The 22,009-nt window shown below is 44.0% G+C and carries 12 protein-coding genes; 11 read left to right on the top strand and 1 reads right to left on the bottom strand.

From position 1 onward, the window contains the following. Positions 1–47: 47 nt before the first annotated feature. Together rpoC and AK822_RS12485 are read left to right on the top strand one after the other, a co-directional pair. Positions 48–4,280, top strand: coding sequence for a DNA-directed RNA polymerase subunit beta' (gene rpoC / locus AK822_RS12490; RefSeq protein WP_060491872.1), 4,233 nt, complete (start codon positions 48–50; stop codon positions 4,278–4,280). 167 nt (positions 4,281–4,447) lie between these two features. Further along, complete coding sequence (locus tag AK822_RS12485; RefSeq protein WP_060491871.1) at positions 4,448–4,969, top strand: DUF6586 family protein; 522 nt, start codon at positions 4,448–4,450, stop codon at positions 4,967–4,969. Positions 4,970–5,154: 185 nt separating this feature from the next. Here AK822_RS12485 and AK822_RS12480 read toward each other — a convergent pair whose 3' ends face one another. After that, entirely contained in the window at positions 5,155–7,812 is a 2,658-nt protein-coding gene (locus tag AK822_RS12480) for a penicillin-binding protein 1A (protein WP_060491870.1), read from the bottom strand. A 193-nt stretch (positions 7,813–8,005) separates the two neighbouring features. Between AK822_RS12480 and AK822_RS12475 the strand changes: the two genes are divergently transcribed. The 9 genes from AK822_RS12475 to gltB all read left to right on the top strand — a co-directional run bounded on the left by AK822_RS12475 (position 8,006) and on the right by gltB (position 21,886). Continuing rightward, positions 8,006–9,061, top strand: coding sequence for a pilus assembly protein PilM (locus AK822_RS12475; RefSeq protein ID WP_060491869.1), 1,056 nt, complete (start codon positions 8,006–8,008; stop codon positions 9,059–9,061). After that, on the top strand, positions 9,061–9,723 hold the full coding sequence (locus AK822_RS12470; protein WP_055124830.1) for a PilN domain-containing protein: 663 nt from the start codon (positions 9,061–9,063) through the stop codon (positions 9,721–9,723). Before AK822_RS12475 ends, AK822_RS12470 begins: the two co-directional genes overlap by 1 nt. Next, positions 9,720–10,454, top strand: a complete 735-nt coding sequence (locus AK822_RS12465) for a type IV pilus inner membrane component PilO (RefSeq protein WP_045453405.1) — start codon at positions 9,720–9,722, stop codon at positions 10,452–10,454. The genes AK822_RS12470 and AK822_RS12465 overlap by 4 nt, the downstream gene beginning before the upstream one ends. Continuing rightward, on the top strand, positions 10,454–10,987 hold the full coding sequence (locus AK822_RS12460; protein ID WP_045453409.1) for a pilus assembly protein PilP: 534 nt from the start codon (positions 10,454–10,456) through the stop codon (positions 10,985–10,987). The genes AK822_RS12465 and AK822_RS12460 overlap by 1 nt, the downstream gene beginning before the upstream one ends. Positions 10,988–11,014: 27 nt before the next feature. After that, on the top strand, positions 11,015–13,354 hold the full coding sequence (gene pilQ, locus AK822_RS12455; protein WP_060491868.1) for a type IV pilus secretin PilQ: 2,340 nt from the start codon (positions 11,015–11,017) through the stop codon (positions 13,352–13,354). 164 nt (positions 13,355–13,518) lie between these two features. Next, the gene (aroK, locus tag AK822_RS12450; protein WP_060491867.1) at positions 13,519–14,079 is read left to right on the top strand and encodes a shikimate kinase AroK; all 561 of its coding nucleotides are present in this window, start codon (positions 13,519–13,521) and stop codon (positions 14,077–14,079) included. A 119-nt stretch (positions 14,080–14,198) separates the two neighbouring features. After that, complete coding sequence (aroB, locus tag AK822_RS12445) at positions 14,199–15,308, top strand: 3-dehydroquinate synthase (protein ID WP_060491866.1); 1,110 nt, start codon at positions 14,199–14,201, stop codon at positions 15,306–15,308. 129 nt (positions 15,309–15,437) lie between these two features. Beyond that, complete coding sequence (locus AK822_RS12440; RefSeq protein ID WP_060491865.1) at positions 15,438–16,511, top strand: hypothetical protein; 1,074 nt, start codon at positions 15,438–15,440, stop codon at positions 16,509–16,511. A 911-nt stretch (positions 16,512–17,422) separates the two neighbouring features. Then, the gene (gene gltB, locus AK822_RS12435; protein WP_060491864.1) at positions 17,423–21,886 is read left to right on the top strand and encodes a glutamate synthase large subunit; all 4,464 of its coding nucleotides are present in this window, start codon (positions 17,423–17,425) and stop codon (positions 21,884–21,886) included. Positions 21,887–22,009: the final 123 nt, after the last annotated feature.

Raw genomic sequence — 22,009 nt, 5'->3', positions numbered from 1 at the left:
GTCAACTATACGCTATCAGATGATTATAAAGATAACGGAGAAGCAACTTGAAAGATTTACTCGATATCATGCAAAGCCCTACCGGCAACGGTAACCAAGAGTTTGATAGCATTCAAATTACTTTAGCCTCACCTGACGTCATCAAGTCATGGTCACATGGCGAAGTGAAAAAGCCTGAAACTATTAACTATCGCACGTTCAAGCCTGAACGTGATGGTCTTTTCTGTGCCAAAATCTTTGGCCCAGTAAAAGACTTTGAATGTTTATGTGGTAAATATAAGCGCCGTAAGTTCCAAGGCGTTATCTGTGAAAAATGTGGCGTAGAAGTGACCACTGCGAAAGTCCGTCGCGACCGTATGGGTCATATTGACCTAGCCAGTCCAGTGGCGCATATTTGGTTCTTAAAATCATTACCAAGCCGCATCGGTCTATTGCTAGACATGACGCTACGTGATATCGAGCGCGTTCTGTATTTTGAAAGCTATATCGTTACTGAGCCAGGTTTGACTTCTCTAGAGAAGTATCAACTGCTTGATGATGAAGACTATTATAAGGCCCTTGAAGAATTTGGCGATGAATTCACTGCCAAAATGGGTGCTGAAGCGGTTCAAGACCTATTGAAAGATATCGATTTAGATCTTGAAATCGATGATTTGCGCGAAGCGATTCCGCAAACGGGTTCTGAAACCAAGCTTAAAAAGATGTCTAAGCGTCTTAAATTATTAGAAGCCTTCCGTGATTCTAATAACAAGCCTGAGTGGATGGTGATGAACATCTTGCCAGTACTACCACCAGATTTGCGTCCGCTAGTACCACTAGAAGGTGGTCGTTTTGCGACGTCAGATCTAAATGATTTGTATCGCCGTGTGATCAACCGTAACAACCGTCTAAAGCGTCTGCTTGAGCTGAGCGCCCCTGATATCATCGTACGTAACGAAAAGCGTATGTTGCAAGAATCAGTGGATGCCTTGCTTGATAACGGTCGTCGCGGTCGTGCGATCACTGGTAGTAATAAGCGTCCATTGAAATCTTTGGCTGATATGATCAAAGGTAAGCAAGGTCGTTTCCGTCAAAACTTACTTGGTAAACGTGTCGATTACTCTGGTCGTTCGGTGATCGTTGTTGGTCCAACGCTACGTCTACATCAGTGCGGTTTACCAAAGAAAATGGCACTTGAATTATTCAAACCATTTACTTATAACAAATTATTGTCTCATGGTTTAGCCACGACAATTAAAGCTGCCAAAAAGATGGTAGAGCGTGAAGAGCCGCAAGTGTGGGATATGCTGGCCATGGTTATTCGTGAGCATCCAGTACTCTTGAACCGTGCACCAACACTTCACCGTTTGGGCTTGCAGGCATTTGAGCCAGTACTAATCGAAGGTAAAGCAATCCAATTGCATCCGCTCGTTTGTACCGCGTTTAACGCCGATTTTGATGGTGACCAAATGGCCGTTCACGTGCCATTGACCCTAGAAGCACAGCTTGAATCACGTGCGCTAATGATGTCTACCAACAACATCTTGTCGCCTGCGAACGGTGATCCAATCATCGTACCGTCACAGGATGTTGTACTGGGTCTATATTACATCAGTCGCTCGTCTATCAATGCCAAAGGCGAGGGCATGATTTTTGCCACCGTTAATGAAGCATTGCGTGCGATTGGTTCAAACGATTTGCATGTAAACGCTAAGATCAAAGTGCGTGTTACCGAGACGCATATTGATGAAGATGGCAATGAGACTAAAGAAATCAGCTTAAAAGAAACGGTTGCAGGTCGTTTATTGATTTGGAACATCATGCCTAAAGGTATGTCTTTTGATGAATGTAACCAAGAGATGACGAAGAAAAACATTTCTCGTTTGATTAACTCTTGCTACCGTAAAGTTGGCGTTAAAGAAAGTGTCATGTTTGCTGACCAATTGATGTATCTTGGTTTTGCCCAAGCGACATTGTCTGGTGTGTCTATCGGTATTGATGACATGGTCATTCCACCACTGAAAAAGCAAATCATTGAAGTGGCAGAAGGCGAAGTTCGCGAAATCGAAGATCAATTCGAGCAAGGTTTTGTGACTGCTGGTGAGCGCTATAACAAAGTGGTTGATATCTGGTCACGTACCAATGACAAAGTCGCTAAAGCGATGATGGACAATTTGGCGACAGATAAAATCATGAACGCCAAAGGTGAAGAAGAAGAACAGAAGTCATTCAACTCTATCTTTATTATGTCAGATTCTGGTGCTCGTGGTAGTGCGGCTCAGATTCGTCAGTTGGCTGGTATGCGTGGTTTGATGGCTAAGCCAGATGGTTCAATCATCGAAACGCCAATTAAAGCAAACTTCCGTGAAGGCTTGACCGTACTTCAGTACTTTATTTCAACGCATGGTGCACGTAAAGGTCTTGCGGATACGGCACTGAAAACGGCTAACTCAGGTTACTTGACGCGTCGTTTGGTTGATGTGGCACAAGATTTGGTTATTACCAGTGATGACTGTGGTACTGAGCAAGGCTTGCTCATGAAACCACATATTCAAGGTGGTGAAATCATTGAGAAGTTAGGCGAGCTAGTACTAGGTCGTGTGACGGCTCGTGATGTGACTTATAACGATGATGCCGATAAGGTATTGATTCCAGCAGGTACTTTGATCGATGAGCATTGGGTAAACGTGCTTGATAACAATGCGATCGATGACATCTGGGTACGCTCAGTTATTACTTGTAATGTTGAGCATGGTGTTTGTTCACAGTGTTATGGTCGTGATTTGGCTCGTGGTCATAAAGTGAATATCGGCGAATCAGTCGGTGTTATGGCGGCACAGTCTATCGGTGAACCAGGTACTCAGTTAACGATGCGTACATTCCACGTGGGCGGGGCAGCAAGCTCAGCATCAGTGGATAACAGCATCTCAGTTCGTAGTGCTGGTCAAGCGCATTTCGAAAACATGAAAACGGTTCAACATACCGATGGTCATTTAGTCATCGTATCGCGTTCAGCTGAAATCGCCTTGACCGATGAGCTTGGTCGTGAGCGTGAACGTTATAAAGTGCCTTATGGTTCTAGCGTGCTTGTGAAACACGAAGATCAGGTTGATGCTGGTCAAACCATCGCTAAATGGGATCCGCACACGCATCCTATTATCACAGAATTTGCTGGTACTGCACGCTTCAGTGAGATCACGGATGGCTTAACTGCTACCGTAAAAGTTGATGATGCGACGGGTATGAGCTCATTTGAGATTCTTGCTACTCGTGACCGTTCAAGTTCAGCAAAAGACTTACGTCCTGCGATTATCTTGAACACTGATGAAGGTAAAGAAGTGGTTTACTTCTTACCAGCTGAAACCATCATTCGCGTCAGCGATGGTGAAAAAGTAGCAGCCGGTTCGATTTTGGGTCGTGTACCACAAGCCTCTTCAGGTACTAAAGATATTACCGGTGGTCTACCGCGTGTTGCTGATTTGTTTGAAGCACGTCGTCCAAAAGATCATGCCATCATGGCAGAAATGTCAGGTGTGGTTAGCTTTGGTAAAGAGACTAAAGGTAAAAACCGCTTCATTATCACCAATGAAGATGGTGAGATTCATGAAGAGCTAATCCCGAAATGGCGTCAAATCAACGTCTTTGAAAACGAAACGGTAGCACGTGGTGAAGTAATCGCTGATGGTCCACAGAATCCACATGATATCTTACGTTTGAAAGGTCAGACTGCACTTGCTGATTACATCGTTAACGAAGTACAGGACGTTTATCGCTTGCAGGGTGTAAAAATCAACGATAAACACATCGAAGTGATTATTCGTCAGATGCTGCGCAAAGTTGAGATTACCGATGGCGGCGATTCAAACCACTTCAAAGGGGATCAAGCAGAGTACTCTGATATCAAAGCATTGAATGCGAAGCTGGAAGCGGAAGATAAATTCCCAGTACAGTTCGAGCGTCAATTACTAGGTATCACCAAAGCAAGTCTGGCAACAGAAAGCTTTATTTCAGCAGCATCGTTCCAGGAGACGACCCGTGTACTAACTGCGGCTGCCGTGACTGGTAAAGTGGATGAGCTACGTGGTCTGAAAGAAAACGTCGTTGTTGGTCGCTTGATTCCTGCTGGTACGGGTCTTGCTTATCATAAAGCACGCAAAGAGAAAGCGGAGCAAAAATTGCTAGATAAAGATCTTAAAGCAGGGTTTGACAATGCAGCATTTGATATGTCAGCGAGCACGGATAGTAAAGACTTTGCAAGCTTTGATGAAGCCTTTGCACAAGAGCTTAATCAGGATAATTAATAGTATTAAGCGTCTTTGATTTATTGTTAATTTGATAAAAAGCCAGCCTAAGTTGCTGGCTTTTTTGTGTGTGCAATAAAGTGAGAAATGCATGGTACTGTTATCTAAAAAAATAGTACACTGGAAAATATGCCCTAATTTACACTTCATATAAGGATAAGTCGCAAATGGCAGGTAAAACCCGCGTTGCCAAATATCAAGCAGATCGAACCAATCAAAAACTGTATTTCTGTCGTCTATCCTGCCAAGCAGCGGGAAGTACCGATGATAAGCAGCTATACCAAGCTCATTGTGAAACTGCTATTTTTCATCTATACAGTGCCTTTCTCGCATTCACCCAAGAGCTAGGTTATTTTTATAGTTTAAACATGAGCGCACCAACATTGTCAGATATTGAGCAAGCATTGAGCGAGCGTACCCAAGTATCGCCTGAGATTCAGCGGTTACAGCAGTTACAGCAGCAGGGTTTTTTGGCCAATATAGAGCGTGCGTATCAGCGTTGTTTGTACGCCGTGCCGCCAGATACTATTGTAGATCAAACACCAAGCAATACTGCCTCGCCTGATCTTATTGTTAACGTTGTGACCTTGTCGAATCAATGGCTGCCAGATGAGACGACAATACGAGAATGGCGTCAGCAGTTTTTAGAGCTGATTGAGCAACTACGTGCTGGTATGGTTGAGTTCTAAAAATAGTTATTAAAATTTTATCTCATTTTTATCACCATTTTTAAAATGAAGACATGTCCTAGTTGACTGATGACTATCCTTTAATAGAGTGGTATTGAGCAAAGTATTAATTATAAAAAAGGCTTATTTAGCGAGTGCTAAATAAGCCTTTTTTTGCGTCATAAGTTTATATTATTAATGGTTGTCTACTCTGGTATCGGTGGCATGCGCTCAACAGGTGTTACCGATAAAGGGTTTTGCGGCACGCTATCATTATTACGACTGTTACTAGGTTTGGCTGCTTGAGAGCTAGTTTGTGCTTCAACAGGCTCAGCTGGTGGTGATTTACGCTGTTGAGTCTGCGTCTTAATTGGTTTCTCTGATTCGCTGCTATCCGTATCTTCATCATCGGCCAGAATACCATCATCAGTCATTTCTATAATTCTTTGCGTTTGCTTTTTCGATTTGGCGCGGTTATTGATAGATACCCATTGATGAGGCGTGTCTTTAAGTTGGGCTTTCATAAAATCCATCCAAACGGGTAGGGCTGCCACACCACCATATTCGCGACGACCCATGGTTGATGGTTGATCAAAACCCATCCACACGACAGTTGCATTGGTAGGATGAAAACCTGCAAACCAAGCGTCTTTTGCTTCATTGGTGGTACCGGTCTTGCCACCAATATCATCACGACCTAAAGCCTTGGCTCGTACTGCCGTACCACGCTGTACGACGTCACGTAAGATATCTGCCATCTCAAAAGCGACTCTGGGTTGTAAGATTCGAGGTGCTTGCTTAGCCACTGCATATTGAACCGCTGGTGCTTTTAAGCGATCGGCCTGTGGACTAGCATCATAAACCTTTAGATTTAGCGCTTTACCGCTTTGTTCAATGTTATCAATATCATCATTGTTCTCTAAATTTTGTTCTTTAACCATCACTTCATCATCGATAGCACTGTCTTCATTTTCAATTGACTTCTTATAATCTTCGATGAGATTTCTATTGAGGTCTTCAAGTTTTTCATTGAAGCAGGTGGCACACGCTTGGCGTGGGTTTGCCTGAAAGAGGAGGTTATTATTATAATTATAAATTTGTTCGATAAAATACGGCTGTACACGGTGACCGCCATTTGCAAACGTGGCATAAGCTGTTGCCATCTGTAATGGTGTAGCCTGTCCTGTGCCTAGCGCTAACGACAAAGTCGTCGGCAGCTTTTCTTTATCAAGACCGAATTCATCTAACAGGTCGCGCACATCAGAGATGCCCACAGCCTGTAGCAATCGAATAGACACTAAGTTACGTGACCGATATAGAGCACGACGTAAAGTAATATCTCCCAAAAATCTTCCATCAGAATTTTTCGGTTTCCAATCACCTACTTGAATCGGTCGATCCGAAACAATGCTATCTGGGCGATAGCCTTTTTCTAGAGCAGCGGTATAGACAAGTGGTTTAATGGTTGAGCCTGGTTGACGCCAGCCTTGTAGAGCACGATTAAATTTACTGTGATTAAAGTCAAAGCCACCGACCAATGCCTTAACAGCACCAGTTTCTGGATTCAAGGAGACCAGACTTCCTTGTAGTTTGGGAATTTGTCCCAACTGCCAATTACCATTCGCGGTCGGTATCAAACGAATGATATCGTTTTTATTGACAATTTGGCGGGCGTTGTCAGGAAAGTAACCGATACGATTGGCAGAAATATACTTGCGTGCCCAGCTCATCCCAGACCAACCAACGGTCACATTTTCACCAGAGGGCATTGTCGCCTCAAAACTGCGAGCATTCACTTTGGTGACTTTGGCGGGAGTCATATTACTATAGCGGCGGAAATTTTCTAGCGGTTCATCATTTGCTTCAGCTCCGCGCCAACCATGACGATGTTCGTAAGCCACCAAACCGGTCAGTACCGCCGCTTCCGCATCTGTCTGTGCTTTGCTATCAACCGTAAGGCGTACCCGCCATCCACTATGCATCACTTGCTCACCATAGCGATTGACCAATGTAGAGCGTGTCATTTCTGCCAAATACGGCATATTGACGTCGAGCTTCTCTTTATAGAGGTTAATGCCTACTGGTGAGCTGATCGCTTCGTCGCGTTGTGCTTTGCTGATATAGCCTAACTCGTGCATGCGTCCAATGATCCAGTTGCGGCGAGTCAGCGCGCGACTGGGATTGGCAACAGGATTATATTTAGAAGGGGCTTTGGGCAGACCTGCCAACATTGCTGTTTCAGCAATAGTGAGGTTTTCTAAGGATTTACTATAGTACTTCTTGGCCGCGGCGCGGATACCATAAGCGCCTTCGCCTAGATAGATTTTGTTGACATAAAGCGTCAAGATATCATTTTTACTGAGCTCATCTTCTATTTTACGTGCTAAAAATAGCTCGACCAATTTACGATTTAAGGTGCGCTCTGGACTTAAGAAGTAGTTCTTGGCAACCTGCATAGTAATGGTAGAGCCACCCGTTTGGCTGTCGTCATCAGTTACTACTTCTGTCACCGCGCGACCAAGACCCTTAATACTAATACCACTGTGCTGAAAAAAGGACGCATCTTCTGCTGCTAAAAAAGCATGAGTCAAATTTTCAGGAATATCTTCAAAAGTAATTGGTAAAGACAAACGGTTACCATATTGGCCAATAAGTTTGTCATCACTACTATATATCTGTAATGGCATCTCTAAATTTGCTGTTTTAATCTCTTGAATGCTAGGTAGGGTAGGCGATAAATACATTGCCATCCCATAAAAACCAATGGGCACAGCAAGTGCTAGGATAACTGCCAATGCCAAGCAGGCGATAACAAGCCCCACCAAAAAGTGAATGAGACGGGCGGTAGCATTTTTTTTGGTCATAAGAAGACTTATCAATTAAAATTTGCAACAGGTAATGTATTATACCTTGAACAAAATCAGCAGGTCATAATAAATGTGTAAGTTGACCTTAATAACTTATTTAAATGCTTGAATCTATCTGTTAAGTAAAGTATTGTACTGAATTATTACAAATAACTATCAGATTGTACACTTAATATAAGGTATAGAGTTTGTGAGGCTATTTACTTCAAAAAGTCGACATTTGATTGGTGTTGATATCTGTGCCACTTCAGTAAAGTTGGTTGACATAGAGCGCCAACAGGGCATGTTTCATCTAAAATCTTATGGCATCGAAAGATTGCCAGAAGGTATAGTCGTCGATAAACTTCTTGTAGACACCGAAGCGGTCGGTCATATCATTGCTAACTTAGCTAAGCGCTGTCACGTCGCTGGTAGTAATGCTGCAACTGCCGTATCAGGGTCAGCAGTGATTACTAAAATTATTGATATGGATGCTGCGCTAAGCGATGTTGAGCGCGAAGCTCAAATACGTTTAGATGCTGATCAATACATACCTTATCCATTAGAAGACGTCAACTTAGACTTTGAAGTTTTAGGACCTTCTTTAGTAAGTGATGGTATGGTGCAAGTCTTACTTGCCGCATCACGCTCGGAGAATGTTGACCAAAGAGTTGATGCTTTAACCTTTGGTGGTCTTCAAACGAAGGTTATGGATATCGAATCCCATGCGATAGAGCGTGCTTTCGGACTCATGGTAGATAACTTACCAAATGCCCCAGAATTATTGGCTTTGATAGATATTGGTCATAATCAAACGACTTTATATATCGCTAAGAACGGTGAGTTTATCTATAGCCGTGAACAACTATTTGGTGGTGTTCAGTTGACAGAAGCGATACAAAATCGTTATGGACTATCTGCTGAAGAAGCGGCTATCAGCAAGCGTGAGCGTACCTTACCAGATGACTACTACCTTGATGTATTGACGCCTTTTATTGAGAATACCATTCAACAAATTACTCGTTCGTTGCAATTTTACTTCTCTTCAAGCCAATACAGTAGTATCGATCATGTGGTTCTTGCTGGTGGTAGTAGCTCTATTGCTGGTCTTGCTGGCATGGCACAGCAAAAACTTGGGGTGACTGTTAGTATTGCCAACCCTTTTATCAATATGACTATTGCACCAAATATCGATAATGAGCAACTGGCCATTGATGCACCAAGCTTAATGGCTGCATGCGGTCTTGCGTTAAGGAGCTTCGACTAATGGCTCGTATTAACCTATTACCTTGGCGCCAAGAAGAGCGCGAGCGTCGCAATAAAGAATTTCTCACGTTAGTAGTGGCAGTGACTTTGCTTACTTTATTGGCTGCTTTTGCTTCATGGAGCTACTTTAACAACGAGCTTGATGAACAACTTGATGCAAACGCATTGATTGAAAAAGAAAATGCGCGCTTAGATACGGCTTTGACTGAAATTGATAGTCTGGAGCAGCGCCGTGACGATATCATTTCACGTATGCAAGTCATTCAAGACTTGCAGGGTCGACGTCCTGTACCTGTTCGTTTATGGGATGATCTTGCTAAAGCCATCCCGCCGGCACTCTATTTGAATAATCTCAAACGTGAAGGCGATGTTTTGACGCTGACAGGTCGAGCTGATAATCCTAATATTGTATCAAGTTTGATTCGTAATCTTGATGATAGTAAATGGATGGGTGATTCAGCCGTTAGTAATATCCAACAAAATATCAGTGCTTATGAATCTGCACCAGTGCTTAATAATACGGTCACCGCTGGCGAACAGCCGCGTCCTATTTATCCTGAAGACAGTTATGTACAGTTTGTGATCACGACCAAAGTACAGTCGGAAACAGCCGTTCCTGTAGAAGGTGCTGACGGTACCACTGTACCTGGAGGTGAGTTATGAAGCTTAACCGTAAAAAAAGCCTGATTAAAACCAAAAAAACAGCCTTGAAACCAAAGCAACAGTTTGATTTACAGGAGTTTCGCCGCAGTTTTGAATCGTTAGACTCTGAAAACTACGGCAGCTGGCCATTACCTGTAAAGGTAACGGTAATAGGGCTTATCATTACGCTCATCGCAGCGTTGGCATGGGCTTTACCGATTAGTAGTAAGATCGATGAGATCAATGCTGCTGAGAGTCAGCAACAAACGTTACTTGATAGCTATCGTGAAAAAGAATCACGCGCGCGTCATTTAAAAGCTTACCAAGAGCAAGTTGTCCAAATGGAAGCTGAGTTCAATACCTTACTCGATCAGCTACCAAAAGATACTCGTGTATCAGAGCTGGTAGAGGGCATTAACATGACGGGTGTCGGCAGCAATATACGTTTTCAAGACATTTCAGTAGAGCCTGAGATTGAAAACGAATTTTTTATTGAGCAACCTATCCGCATTGCTGCTTTGGGCGAATATCATCAGTTTGGTAGCTTTATTAGTGGTCTTGCCGCCTTACCACGAATCATTACTATGCATGATTTTGAGGTCAGCAATCCGCAGCCGACATTGGATGTTTTACCGGAGCTTAATTTGGTATTACAAACCAAAACCTATCGTTCAAAAGAAGCTGACCCTGAGGGTGATGAAACGGTTGCTGTCACTGATGCTGCGACCACTGATAATGCAGGAGGCAACTAATGAATATTCAAAAACTGCCTACGCTATTGGTTTTAAGCATGGCTGTATTGTCCATAACAGGGTGTGCGGATCGCATTGGTATGGCAGAGCAATCTATGACCGATATCCGTAATCAGCCAGCTCAACCTATTGAACCACCACCCAAAGCTGAGCTAGTAGAAGACTTTGTTTATAGTGCCAGCGCACAGCGCAGTCCATTCTTACCACCGAGTTTAGTCAATGTCCAAGGTCCTACCACTTCCATCGATGGTGTGCGTCCTGACATTACCAGAGTGAAAGAACCTCTTGAGCAATATGAGCTATCGCAACTGATTTTTCGTGGTGTCGTAATTTCACCTGAAGGTCAGCGATATGCGTTGGTACAACGCCCTGATGGTTCAGTCGCGAGTGTGAAAGTAGGTGATTATCTTGGACTAAATGACGGCCGTATTGTTGAAATCACGCCGACCCAGATTAACTTGATTGAAATTGTGCCAGACAGCCGCGCTGGGTTTGTTGAAAAACCCCAGTCGTTGGTTTCACCCATAAGCTAAGTCGGCAGATTTTTTGAGGAATAAATAATGACAGTACGCAATAACAAGGTAACGATGATGAGCAACCGCGTATCTTCTGCTTTTGCCATTTCAGCATTGGCAATCAGCATGGTAGCAGTGAGTAATAGTGCCCATGCCGCACAGCGCATTAACGAAGTTTCTGTGGTACAAACTGCACCATCAGTGACGCAAATGCGTTTGGGGTTTGACGGTTTACCAGTGTTACCTGCCGCCTATCAGCTTGATAACCCTAGCCGTTTGGTACTAGATTTTGAAAAAGTGCAGAATGGACTTGCTAGTCGCTTTAATGAATACAATATTGGTATGATTGATAAGGTCACGACGTTGAATAGTGACAGTACTACGCGCCTGATTGTTGAGCTAAAAAAGGCAGGTAACTATACGACATCGATTGAAGGTAACGATTTACTATTGGTCATTACTGATCCTAATCGTCCAGTAATGACCAATGATCCTATCCAAGACGTACTCAATGACAATAATGCGATCACGACGACAGCAGTCGTTACACCGATTGTAGAAACCAGTAGTGCACCGGCAGTCAATATAGCCAGTAAAACGGTGGTTAAAAACCAAGTACCTGCTGATACCATGGTGGTCAGAGTTAACCCGTTATTAAGCCCACAACTTGCTGCATCGCAAGTGAGTAAGCAATATAGCTATGATGGTTTGAGTGCCGTCAATTTTGCCGCAGGAAATGATGGTGGTGGCAACGTTAGCATCGCACTTACCAATGAAGCCATTCCCGTTGATGTGCAACGTCAAGGCAACAAGTTAGTGGTACGCTTAACGGGTAGCACCGTGCCAAGAAATTTATTGCGCCGTTTGAATATTAATAGTGGTCTGGTTGATAGTATTGATACTAAAAACCAAGGTCAAAATGGTGTAATTACTATTAATGTCAAAGAAGATTATGAGTATCAGGCTTATCAATCAGGCAATCAGCTGAATATTAATATCAGAAAACCTGAGCTACTACGTGAGCCAACACTTGAAGAAAAAGTCTATAGCGGTGAAGCGCTATCTATGGAGTTTCAAGACGTTGAGATTCGCAGTGTCTTAGATATCCTAGCGCAGTTCACAGAAATGAATATTGTGGCTAGTGATTCAGTCGCGGGCAATATCACCTTACGCTTGATTAATGTCCCATGGGATCAAGCGCTAGATATTATTCTAAAGAGTAAGAATCTTGGTAAGCGTGAAAATGGCAATGTCATTTTGGTTGCGCCTTCCACCGAGCTTGCTGAGCAAGAAGCACGTGAGCTTGAAGCACAGCAAGCGGTTGAGTCTTTTGCGCCATTACGCACAGAATATATTCGTCTTAGCTATGCAAAAGCGCCAGATGTTTTGACACTTATTTCTCAAGGCAGTGGCTCATCAGGTGGCAGCAATGCAAATGCTGCTGATAACAATACCTTATTGTCTAATCGTGGAACGGTAACGGTAGATGAGCGTACCAATACTTTAATTATTAAAGATGTGGCTGACAGTATCGAAAATATCCATAAATTGATTGGTAAAATTGATATTCCAGTCCGTCAGGTCATGATTGAAGCGCGTATTGTGAGTGCCACTGATAGCTTTAGTAAAGAGATTGGGGTTCGTTGGGGTATCTTGTCAAATGGTGCCGCCAACAACCGTAATTTATTGGTCGGTGGTAGTAATCAAACGCTATGGGATTTAAAAGACTTTGATGTAGAAACGACGACGGTAAATGGTCAAACGGTTTCTTATCCTTCATACGATATTACTCGTCCTGATAACTTAAACGTCGATTTAGGTGTGGCTAACCCCGCTGGTAGTATTGCCTTTGGCTTGCTTAGCATGTCGGATGTAATGCTTGATCTTGAATTGTCAGCACTGCAAGCGGATAATCGCGGTGAAGTGATTTCTACGCCGAAGATTCTGACAGCAGACAAGCAAACGGCGAAAGTTTCTTCAGGGACGCAGATTCCTTATCAAGAAGCGTCTGCCAGTGGAGCAACTACCACTAGCTTTAAAGAAGCCGCATTGAGTTTAGAGGCCACACCAAATATCACCCCAGATGGCAAAATCGGTTTGCAGTTGTTAATCACTAACGGTACGCCGACCATCATTAATAATCAGGTTGCTATTGCTGAAGATTCTATTTCGACCAATGTTATTGTTGAAGATGGTCAAACGGTTGTGTTGGGTGGTGTCTTTAAGAATCGTACCAGCAATGGTGTTGATAAAGTACCGTTCTTAGGAGACCTACCTTATATTGGTCGCGCTTTCCGTAAAGACGTGCGTAGTAATTCTAAAGAAGAGTTATTGATATTTATCACGCCAAAATTAATCAATGATGGTATTAGCCGCATAGATTAATCATTTATTGATTGGTTTTCGCTCAAAAGAAGCAAGCATCAACGCTTGCTTTTTTTATGGGAAAATTTTCATATTGATTGAATTTTACTAACAATAATCAACGCTCATTACTAGCCAGAATATCAATGACGTTGTATCATAGCTAATTTAGCTGAGTAAGTATTATGGTGGAGGAATTGCCGTCGGTGTTTTTAGTAGGGCCGATGGGAGCAGGGAAGACAACCATCGGTAAATTGCTGGCTAAGCAGTTGGGGCGCACCTTTGTAGACAGTGATTGGTACATTGAATCGCAGACAGGGGCTGACATTGCTTGGATATTCGCTAAAGAAGGCGAGGCGGGCTTTCGTGAGCGTGAAACGCGCGCCATCGATGAGTTGACTCAAAAAGCCCAAATCGTTTTAGCGACCGGTGGTGGCGCTGTGATGTGTGCTGAAAACAGAGCGTTTTTGCATCAGCGCGGTATCGTGGTTTATTTGAATGCGCCAGTTGATGTGCAAATGGCTCGCACGGCTAAAGACAAATCACGACCACTGTTACAGCAGCCAAATCCTAGAAAAATCTTGCAAGATTTATATAGCACTCGTGATCCCTTATATCGCCAAGTCGCTCATATTATTATGCCAACTGGTCATACTTATCCCCGTCATATGGTCAATCAGCTTTTACAGCAACTAGAGTCATTTACTGACTCGACTGCTATAGCACCAGAAGATAAAGAAAATTAACCATAATGATAAACTTTATCAAGGCGTGTCCTCATTTAAAAATGGCGATAAAAATCAGGACGCGCCCTAGTTAAGCTCAGCTACTTTTATCTCATTCAAAATTGCTTAGGGAGTGTTTAATGGCAACGCCACTGTTTCATGACGGTTTAACGGTTCATACGCAAAGCCATGACTATCCAATCGTCATTACTGAAAAAGCAGCGATAAATCACAACAGTATGGCAAAGCTGATCACACCTTATATTCGTGGTCGCCAAGTATTGATTGTCACTAATGATACTGTTGCGCCTTTATACCTAAACGCTTTAGAAAAAGAGTTAACAGAGCAGTTCACTGTGCGTGTTTGCGTATTGCCAGATGGTGAGCAATATAAGCATCAGACCAGTATCAATCAAATTTACGATGTATTGATGACAGCGCATTTCAATCGTGACGTTACGCTTATTGCTTTAGGTGGTGGCGTTGTGGGCGATATGACGGGCTTTGCTGCTGCAAGCTTTATGCGTGGTGTAAATTTTATCCAGATTCCAACCACGCTACTGTCACAAGTGGATTCGAGCGTTGGTGGTAAGACGGGCATCAATCATCCTCAAGGCAAAAACATGATTGGCGCTTTTTGGCAGCCGCAAATGGTCCTTGCTGATATGAGTACGCTCAAGACTTTGCCAGCGCGCGAGTTGTCAGCAGGGTTGGCTGAGGTTATTAAATACGCGCTCATTATGGATGTCACGTTCTTAGATTGGCTGGAAGTCAATCTGCCAGCGATGATGGATTTGGATTTAGCGGTACTTGGTGATGCCGTAAAACGCTGCTGTCAGTATAAAGCGGATGTCGTCGCGCAAGATGAAAGAGAGTCAGGCGTGCGAGCATTGTTAAACTTCGGTCATACTTTTGGTCATGTCATTGAAACACATGAAGGCTATGGTAATTGGCTACACGGTGAGGCAGTCGCTGCTGGCATGGTACAAGCCGCAGAGTTATCACAGAAAATGGGATGGTTAACGGCCGAAGACGTTGCTCGTATTAAGCGTATTTTAACCTTGGCAAATTTGCCTATCACCCCGCCACGCATTGATACACAAACGGCGCTAAGCTTGATGGGACATGATAAAAAAGTGAAACACGGACAAATCCGCCTGATTTTGTTAAAATCACTGGGTCAGGCCGTATTGACCAATGATTTCGATGAAGATCTTTTGCACGAGGTATTGTCACAACACCGCGTATAATGTCTTAAAGCTTTAGTGCTCATGAATACTCACTGAACTCAACGGTTTAAAGCAGACTGGCTCGCCGCCATTCTACTTACTGCGCATCTCTTGAATGCGGTCAACTTTATTTTCACCAAGGATACTCCCATGGCAGCTTCAAGATCGACGCCGCGTACCGCTAGCCAGTCATATCGCCGTCAAGCGTTGATTTGGCTGATAATGACCTTGCTTTTGGGTGTGGTTACGGCTCTGATTTGGATGTTTAGTCAAACGCCAGCGATGGGTGCCAAAATTGAAAATGCTCCCATATCAGCACCGCAACCATTGAGTGCTGAGCTTGAGCAGCCCTTAAAAATAGAGTCGTTACACGAGCTTGATACCGACGTGCAGCCCATTAGTTTTGATACGACGGTACGTGATTTGCGCAATTATCCTGCTGAGTTTAAAGACAAACGTTATTTGTTGGCGAATAAAGGTAAGTGGACAGTGCAGGTGATGAATGTCGCCGAAAACGATGTGATTGTTAGTTATCTAGAAGGCCGCGCAGACCGTAATAAATTTGCTTATTTCCGTTATCTTGACGATGAAAATCAAGTCCGCTATATGTTAACTTATGGGCTCATGAGTAGTCCACAAGAAGCGGTTGGCGCGGCAAAACTGATAGACTTTAAGTTGCCAGCCAATGTGCGTGTGTTGCCAGAAGAGATCAATCGTTATGTCGGTATCATCGATAATTATGAACGTCCTGATCCAGTTAAAGATTTGAGCACCAGACGCACACGTTCTGTTGATCTAAAACCGACTAAGCGCGAAGTGCCAGTGCGCCAGCCACTGCCAGAAACTAATAACGGGGACAATGCTGGTCGTAGCAGTCAAGAAACTGCCAGTAACGGCGACAATGAAAGTATCCGTCAGTCAGCGGATACCTCTGATACTTTATCGGTCACTGAAGAGCGTATTGTTGGCAATGAAGAGGAAGTCTCCTCTGTCACAGCACCTAAAAATGAAGGTAGTGGAACTAAGTCTGAATCAGAGAATAAAAAACCAGTGACATCAGGCACTGAAAATACCACTAAAAAACCTCCAGTAGTCGCAACACCAAAGCCGCCAAGTAGTACCAGTAGCACAAATTCTGGCGCAAACACTACTAGCAAGAATACCAATCCTCCTAAGAGCAATAACGACAGCATAAAAACACTGATAGAAGACAAAAGTAATTAGAGTATGTTTGTCCTGTGACCATATCGTTGATAGTTATGATAACCTCGTTACCACTATGACTGACAAAACCCCACTGACAAGCTGGTCAGTGGGGTTTTTTGTGGAGCATCATAAAACATATAATTAGTGCTAAAAATACATTTCCAAAAGAAGTTGATCTTAATTAAGTATCTCAACTAAGCCTTGTCACAGATACTATGTATCAAAATTTGCATAGAACATTTAATCATCCTATAACCAATAGTAATAAGTTCTCTTACAAAATATGGTGGGTGAATCGATAGAAAAGACTAGATTTTTTGTCCGTCATTAACTAATATAACTGTGGGCGACGTTCTGTATAGTTATCGTAAAAATTGTTTTTTAACAATGAATTGGTAAACTTCTATCATTTAAAAGATACGTTACTAAAATTTTTTGTTTCAAGCGTTGTCACTTGCTATCTATAATTAAGCTATCGCAAGTGGCGCAACCTCTCTTATTATCGCTCTCTTTAGAGTGAATGAAGCGCTTGATTACAGAGCGTCAGATATTCAAAATTAATCAAATGCACGGTTATTACATGCGTAGTCAATCAGTCTGGATTGCTAGGCATGGTGTGATAACAAGTGACACTCAAGATAGCGACATTGCGTTATTGATGATTACGTAACGGGTATACAGGGCTGTATGTCATTGCCAAGGGCGACCGTTTACTATCTTTTAATATGTTAATGATCTATTGAAACATCATTCAATGACTGGGAGTGCCAGAGCTTTCACCTTAGTCTCAAAGTATGATGTCTATGAGCGTCACACCATTTATTAATTCGGATATACGAATATTAATTATTAGCCCGTTCTGCTTACGGTCTTCAGTTTATGATCTGCATTGGATGCATAAATTGCCCGTTCACCTAAAAGGACTAGCCATGTCAATGATTTCCTCGCAAACCCACCTGGCCACGCCAGATGACTTTTCTGATAACTGTGGTTTTGGTTTGATCGCTCATATTGAGGGACAAGCCAGCCATGATTTGGTAAAAACTGCTATTCATAGTCTAAGCTGTATGACCCATCGCGGCGGTGTTGCTGCTGATGGTAGAACGGGTGATGGTTGTGGTCTACTACTGGCGACGCCTATTGAGTTTTTTAGAGGTATTGCTGCTGAGCAAGGGTTCGCGATTACTGACAATTTTGCAGTTGGTATGATCTTTGTCAATTTAGATGAGACAAAAGCTCGTGATAGCCAGCAAGTGCTTAGCGATGAGATTGTTGCCCAAGGATTAGAGGTTGCTGGCTGGCGTGATGTGCCGCTTGATTTGAGCATCGTCGGTGACATTGGCCGTGAGACTTTACCTGATTTTAAGCAAGTGTTTGTCAACGCACCCGATGATTTGGCAGCGGATGACTTTAACCGTAAACTGTTTGTCGCACGCAAAAAAGCAGAGCAGCGCTTGGCTGATGATGAGCTGTTTTATGTGTGCTCATTAAGCTGTCAGACGATTATCTATAAAGGTTTGGTGATGCCATCAGACTTGCCAGCATTTTTCTTGGATTTGCAAGATGCGCGTTTGGCATCGCATATCGTGGTATTTCATCAGCGTTTCTCCACCAATACCTTGCCGCGTTGGCCCTTGGCGCAGCCGTTTCGTTATCTTGCCCACAATGGCGAGTTGAATACCATCACAGGAAATCGCAACTGGTCTGAAGCACGGACGCCAAAACTAAAATCAGACAAACTGCCCAATTTGAATGAGTTGACGCCACTAGTGAACAGTACGGGCTCTGACTCATCAAGCTTAGATAATATGCTTGAAGTCCTCATGTCAGGTGGTATGAATCTATTCCATGCGATGTCGATTCTCGTGCCACCTGCTTGGCAGAATGTCGATAGCATGGATATGGATTTGCGCGCCTTTTATGAGTTTTATTCGCAGCACATGGAAGCGTGGGATGGCCCAGCAGGTTTGGTGATTCAAGATGGACGCTATGCGGTCTGTATGCTTGATCGTAACGGTCTGCGCCCATCGCGCTGGGTGACGACTAAGAACGGCTATATCACTGTTGCCTCTGAGGTTGGTGTGTGGGATTACTCGCCAAAAGATGTATTGGCAAAAGGACGCGTTGGCCCTGGTCAAATGCTCGTTATTGATACTTTAACGGGTCAAATTTTAGATACTAAAGCGATTGCGACGTTACTGAAAAAAGCCCATCCGTACCGTAAATGGCTGCGTGAAGAAGCAACCCGTATCCGTGATGATGAGCGTTTAGAGGAAGAATTAGCAGCGCAAACATGCCGTGGTAATGAGCTAAAAACACTGCAAAAAATGTATCACATCACCAATGAAGAGCGTACTGAAATTATCCGCCCCAACGCCGAAAATGGTCAAGAGCCTGTCGGTTCAATGGGTGATGATACGCCCATGGCAGTGTTGTCGCAGCAAATCCGCCATGTCGGTGACTTTTTCCGCCAGCAGTTCGCACAGGTGACCAATCCACCGATTGATCCATTGCGTGAATCTATCGTGATGTCATTGCAGACCTGCCTCGGTGCTGAGACCAATGTGTTTGCGCCATCAGCGCGAGATGCACACCGTATTATCTTATCGTCGCCTGTACTGTCAGCCAGCAAGATGCAGCAGCTTGAGACCTTGGGTGATCCAGCCTTTAAAATGGCGCGTATTGATTTAAACTATGATCGCACCCTTGAGTTATCAGAAGCCATCATGGCTATCTGCGAGCAAGTGGCTAACAGCATCCGAGCTGGTCACACTTTGATTGTGTTGTCTGATAAACACATCGATGCCGATAAAGTACCAGCCAACGCCATCATGGTAACGGGTGCGGTGCATCATTATTTGATTGGTCAAGGTATTCGTACTGATGCTAATTTAATCATTGAGACTGGTTTGGCGCGCGACTCGCATCAAGTGGCAGTATTGATTGGTTTTGGTGCGACTTGCGTGTATCCATACTTGGCTTATGATGTTATTGACGACTTAGTAGCGACTGGCGAGCTGCTTGGCGATCCGATTCAAGCGCGGGTTAATTTCCGTAAAGGCTTGGATAAAGGCTTGCTAAAAATCTTATCAAAAATGGGCATCTCGACCATTGTCTCTTATCGCGGCGCGCAGTTATTTGAAGCAGTGGGTCTCTCTGAAGAGGTGGTGAGCCTGTGTTTTAAAGGCGTACAGAGTCGTATTAAAGGTGCGACCTTTGCTGACTTAGCTGCCGATCAAGCACAGCTAGCGGCGAATGCTTTCAAGCGCCGCGCGCCACTCGATCAAGGTGGCTTACTGAAGTTTGTCTTCAACAAAGAATATCATGCCTTTAACCCAGACGTGATTAATAGCCTGCATACAGCTGTACGCACGGGTGATTATGACAATTATCGTCATTATGCCGATTTGGTTAATAGCCGTCCGGTGGCGACCTTGCGTGATTTATTGCAATTAAAAACAGATAACTCTATCGACGTTAATGACGTAGAGGATATCTCAGCTATTCTGACGCGCTTTGACTCGGCGGGCATGTCGTTAGGGGCATTGTCACCTGAAGCCCATGAAGCGATTGCCATGGCGATGAATACCATCGGTGGACGTTCAAACTCTGGTGAGGGCGGCGAAGATCCAGTACGTTATGGCACGCTGCGCAACTCAAAGATCAAACAAATTGCCTCGGGTCGTTTTGGCGTCACCCCAGCGTATTTGCGTTCAGCAGAAGTGATGCAAATCAAAGTTGCACAGGGTGCCAAGCCGGGTGAGGGTGGTCAGCTGCCGGGTGGCAAGGTCAATGCTTTGATTGCGCGCTTACGTTATTCTGTACCGGGTGTGACGTTGATTTCACCGCCACCGCATCATGATATTTATTCTATCGAAGATTTAGCACAGCTGATTTTTGACTTAAAACAAGTCAATCCAGATGCCTTGGTATCGGTGAAACTGGTCTCACGTCCGGGCGTTGGTACTATCGCGACTGGTGTGGCAAAAGCTTACGCCGATTTAATCACTATCTCAGGCTATGATGGTGGCACCGCAGCCTCTCCGCTATCGTCTATCCATCATGCTGGCTCACCATGGGAGCTAGGACTGGCTGAGACCCATCAATCACTACGAGTAAATGGCTTGCGTCATAAAGTTCGTATTCAAACTGATGGTGGTCTAAAGACAGGACTTGATGTGGTAAAAGCCGCTATCCTTGGGGCAGAAAGCTTTGGCTTTGGTACCACGCCGATGATTGCCGTTGGTTGTAAATACCTACGCATTTGCCATCTTAATAATTGCCCGACTGGGGTTGCGACGCAAAAAGCCAAGCTACGTGATGAGCATTTCACTGGCGAAGCAGAGATGCTCATTAACTTCTTTAAATTTGTAGCAACTGAAACGCGCGAATGGCTTGCCGCCCTTGGTGTGCGTAGTATGGAAGAGCTGGTTGGACGCACTGACTTGCTTGAAGTATTAGAAGGCAACACGGATAAACAGCGTCATTTGGATTTAACGCCATTATTATTTAGCCATCCGGCCAGTAGTGGTAAAGCCCAAACCTGTCAGGTTGAGCGTAATGAGCCATTTGATAAAGGCTTACTCGCTGAACAGATGATTAGTGATATGCTGCTCAATATTCGTCAAGGTAATGGCGGCGATTATAGCTATTATGTCGGTAACTGTGATCGCTCTATCGGCGCGCGTATCTCTGGTGAGATTGCGCAGGTCTGGGGCAACCTTGGCATGAGTGATATGCCAATTAAACTGCATCTGACTGGTACTGCTGGGCAAAGTTTAGGCGTCTGGAATGCAGGTGGTCTAAATATTGAGCTAGAAGGCGATGCCAATGATTATGTCGGCAAAGGCATGGCTGGCGGTGAGATTGTTATTTATCCACCAAAAGACTCAAGCTTTACGGCGCAAGAGACCGCCATCATTGGTAATACCTGCTTATATGGCGCAACGGGCGGCAAACTATATGCAGCTGGTACTGCTGGCGAACGCTTTGGGGTGCGTAACTCTGGCGCGCACGCAGTCATCGAAGGCACAGGCGATCATTGCTGTGAATATATGACAGGCGGTATTGTCACTATTCTTGGGCGTACGGGTCTCAACTTTGGGGCAGGTATGACAGGTGGCTTCGCTTATGTGCTCGATATGGAAGGTGATTTCTTTGACCGTTGTAACCATGAGCTGATCGATCTGAATCGTATCTCAAGTGAGCAAACCGAAGAGCATCGTATCCATTTGCAGCAAGTGATTGAAGCGCATGTTAATAAAACAGGCAGCGCGTGGGGTCAGACGATATTGGCTGACTTTGAGCACTATGTTCGTAAGTTTTATTTGGTGAAGCCTAAAGCGGCAAACATTGCGAGCCTTCTCAAAACCACCATGGCTGACCCACAATAGCTTTGCTTGGATTATCCAATGTTCCGCTTTTAAAAACCTTTTAACTCAGAGGTTTTCAGCAGGTAAGTGACGGTCACGATATAAACCTCTTAATTTTGCGATAAATGAGACATCGTTGACTGT

This window comes from Psychrobacter sp. P11F6 (assembly GCF_001435295.1).
In the GTDB taxonomy this organism is placed as follows: Bacteria; Pseudomonadota; Gammaproteobacteria; order Pseudomonadales; family Moraxellaceae; genus Psychrobacter.
Note: the sequence above shows the minus strand (reverse complement) of the source record. Positions and strands in the feature narration are given on the sequence as shown.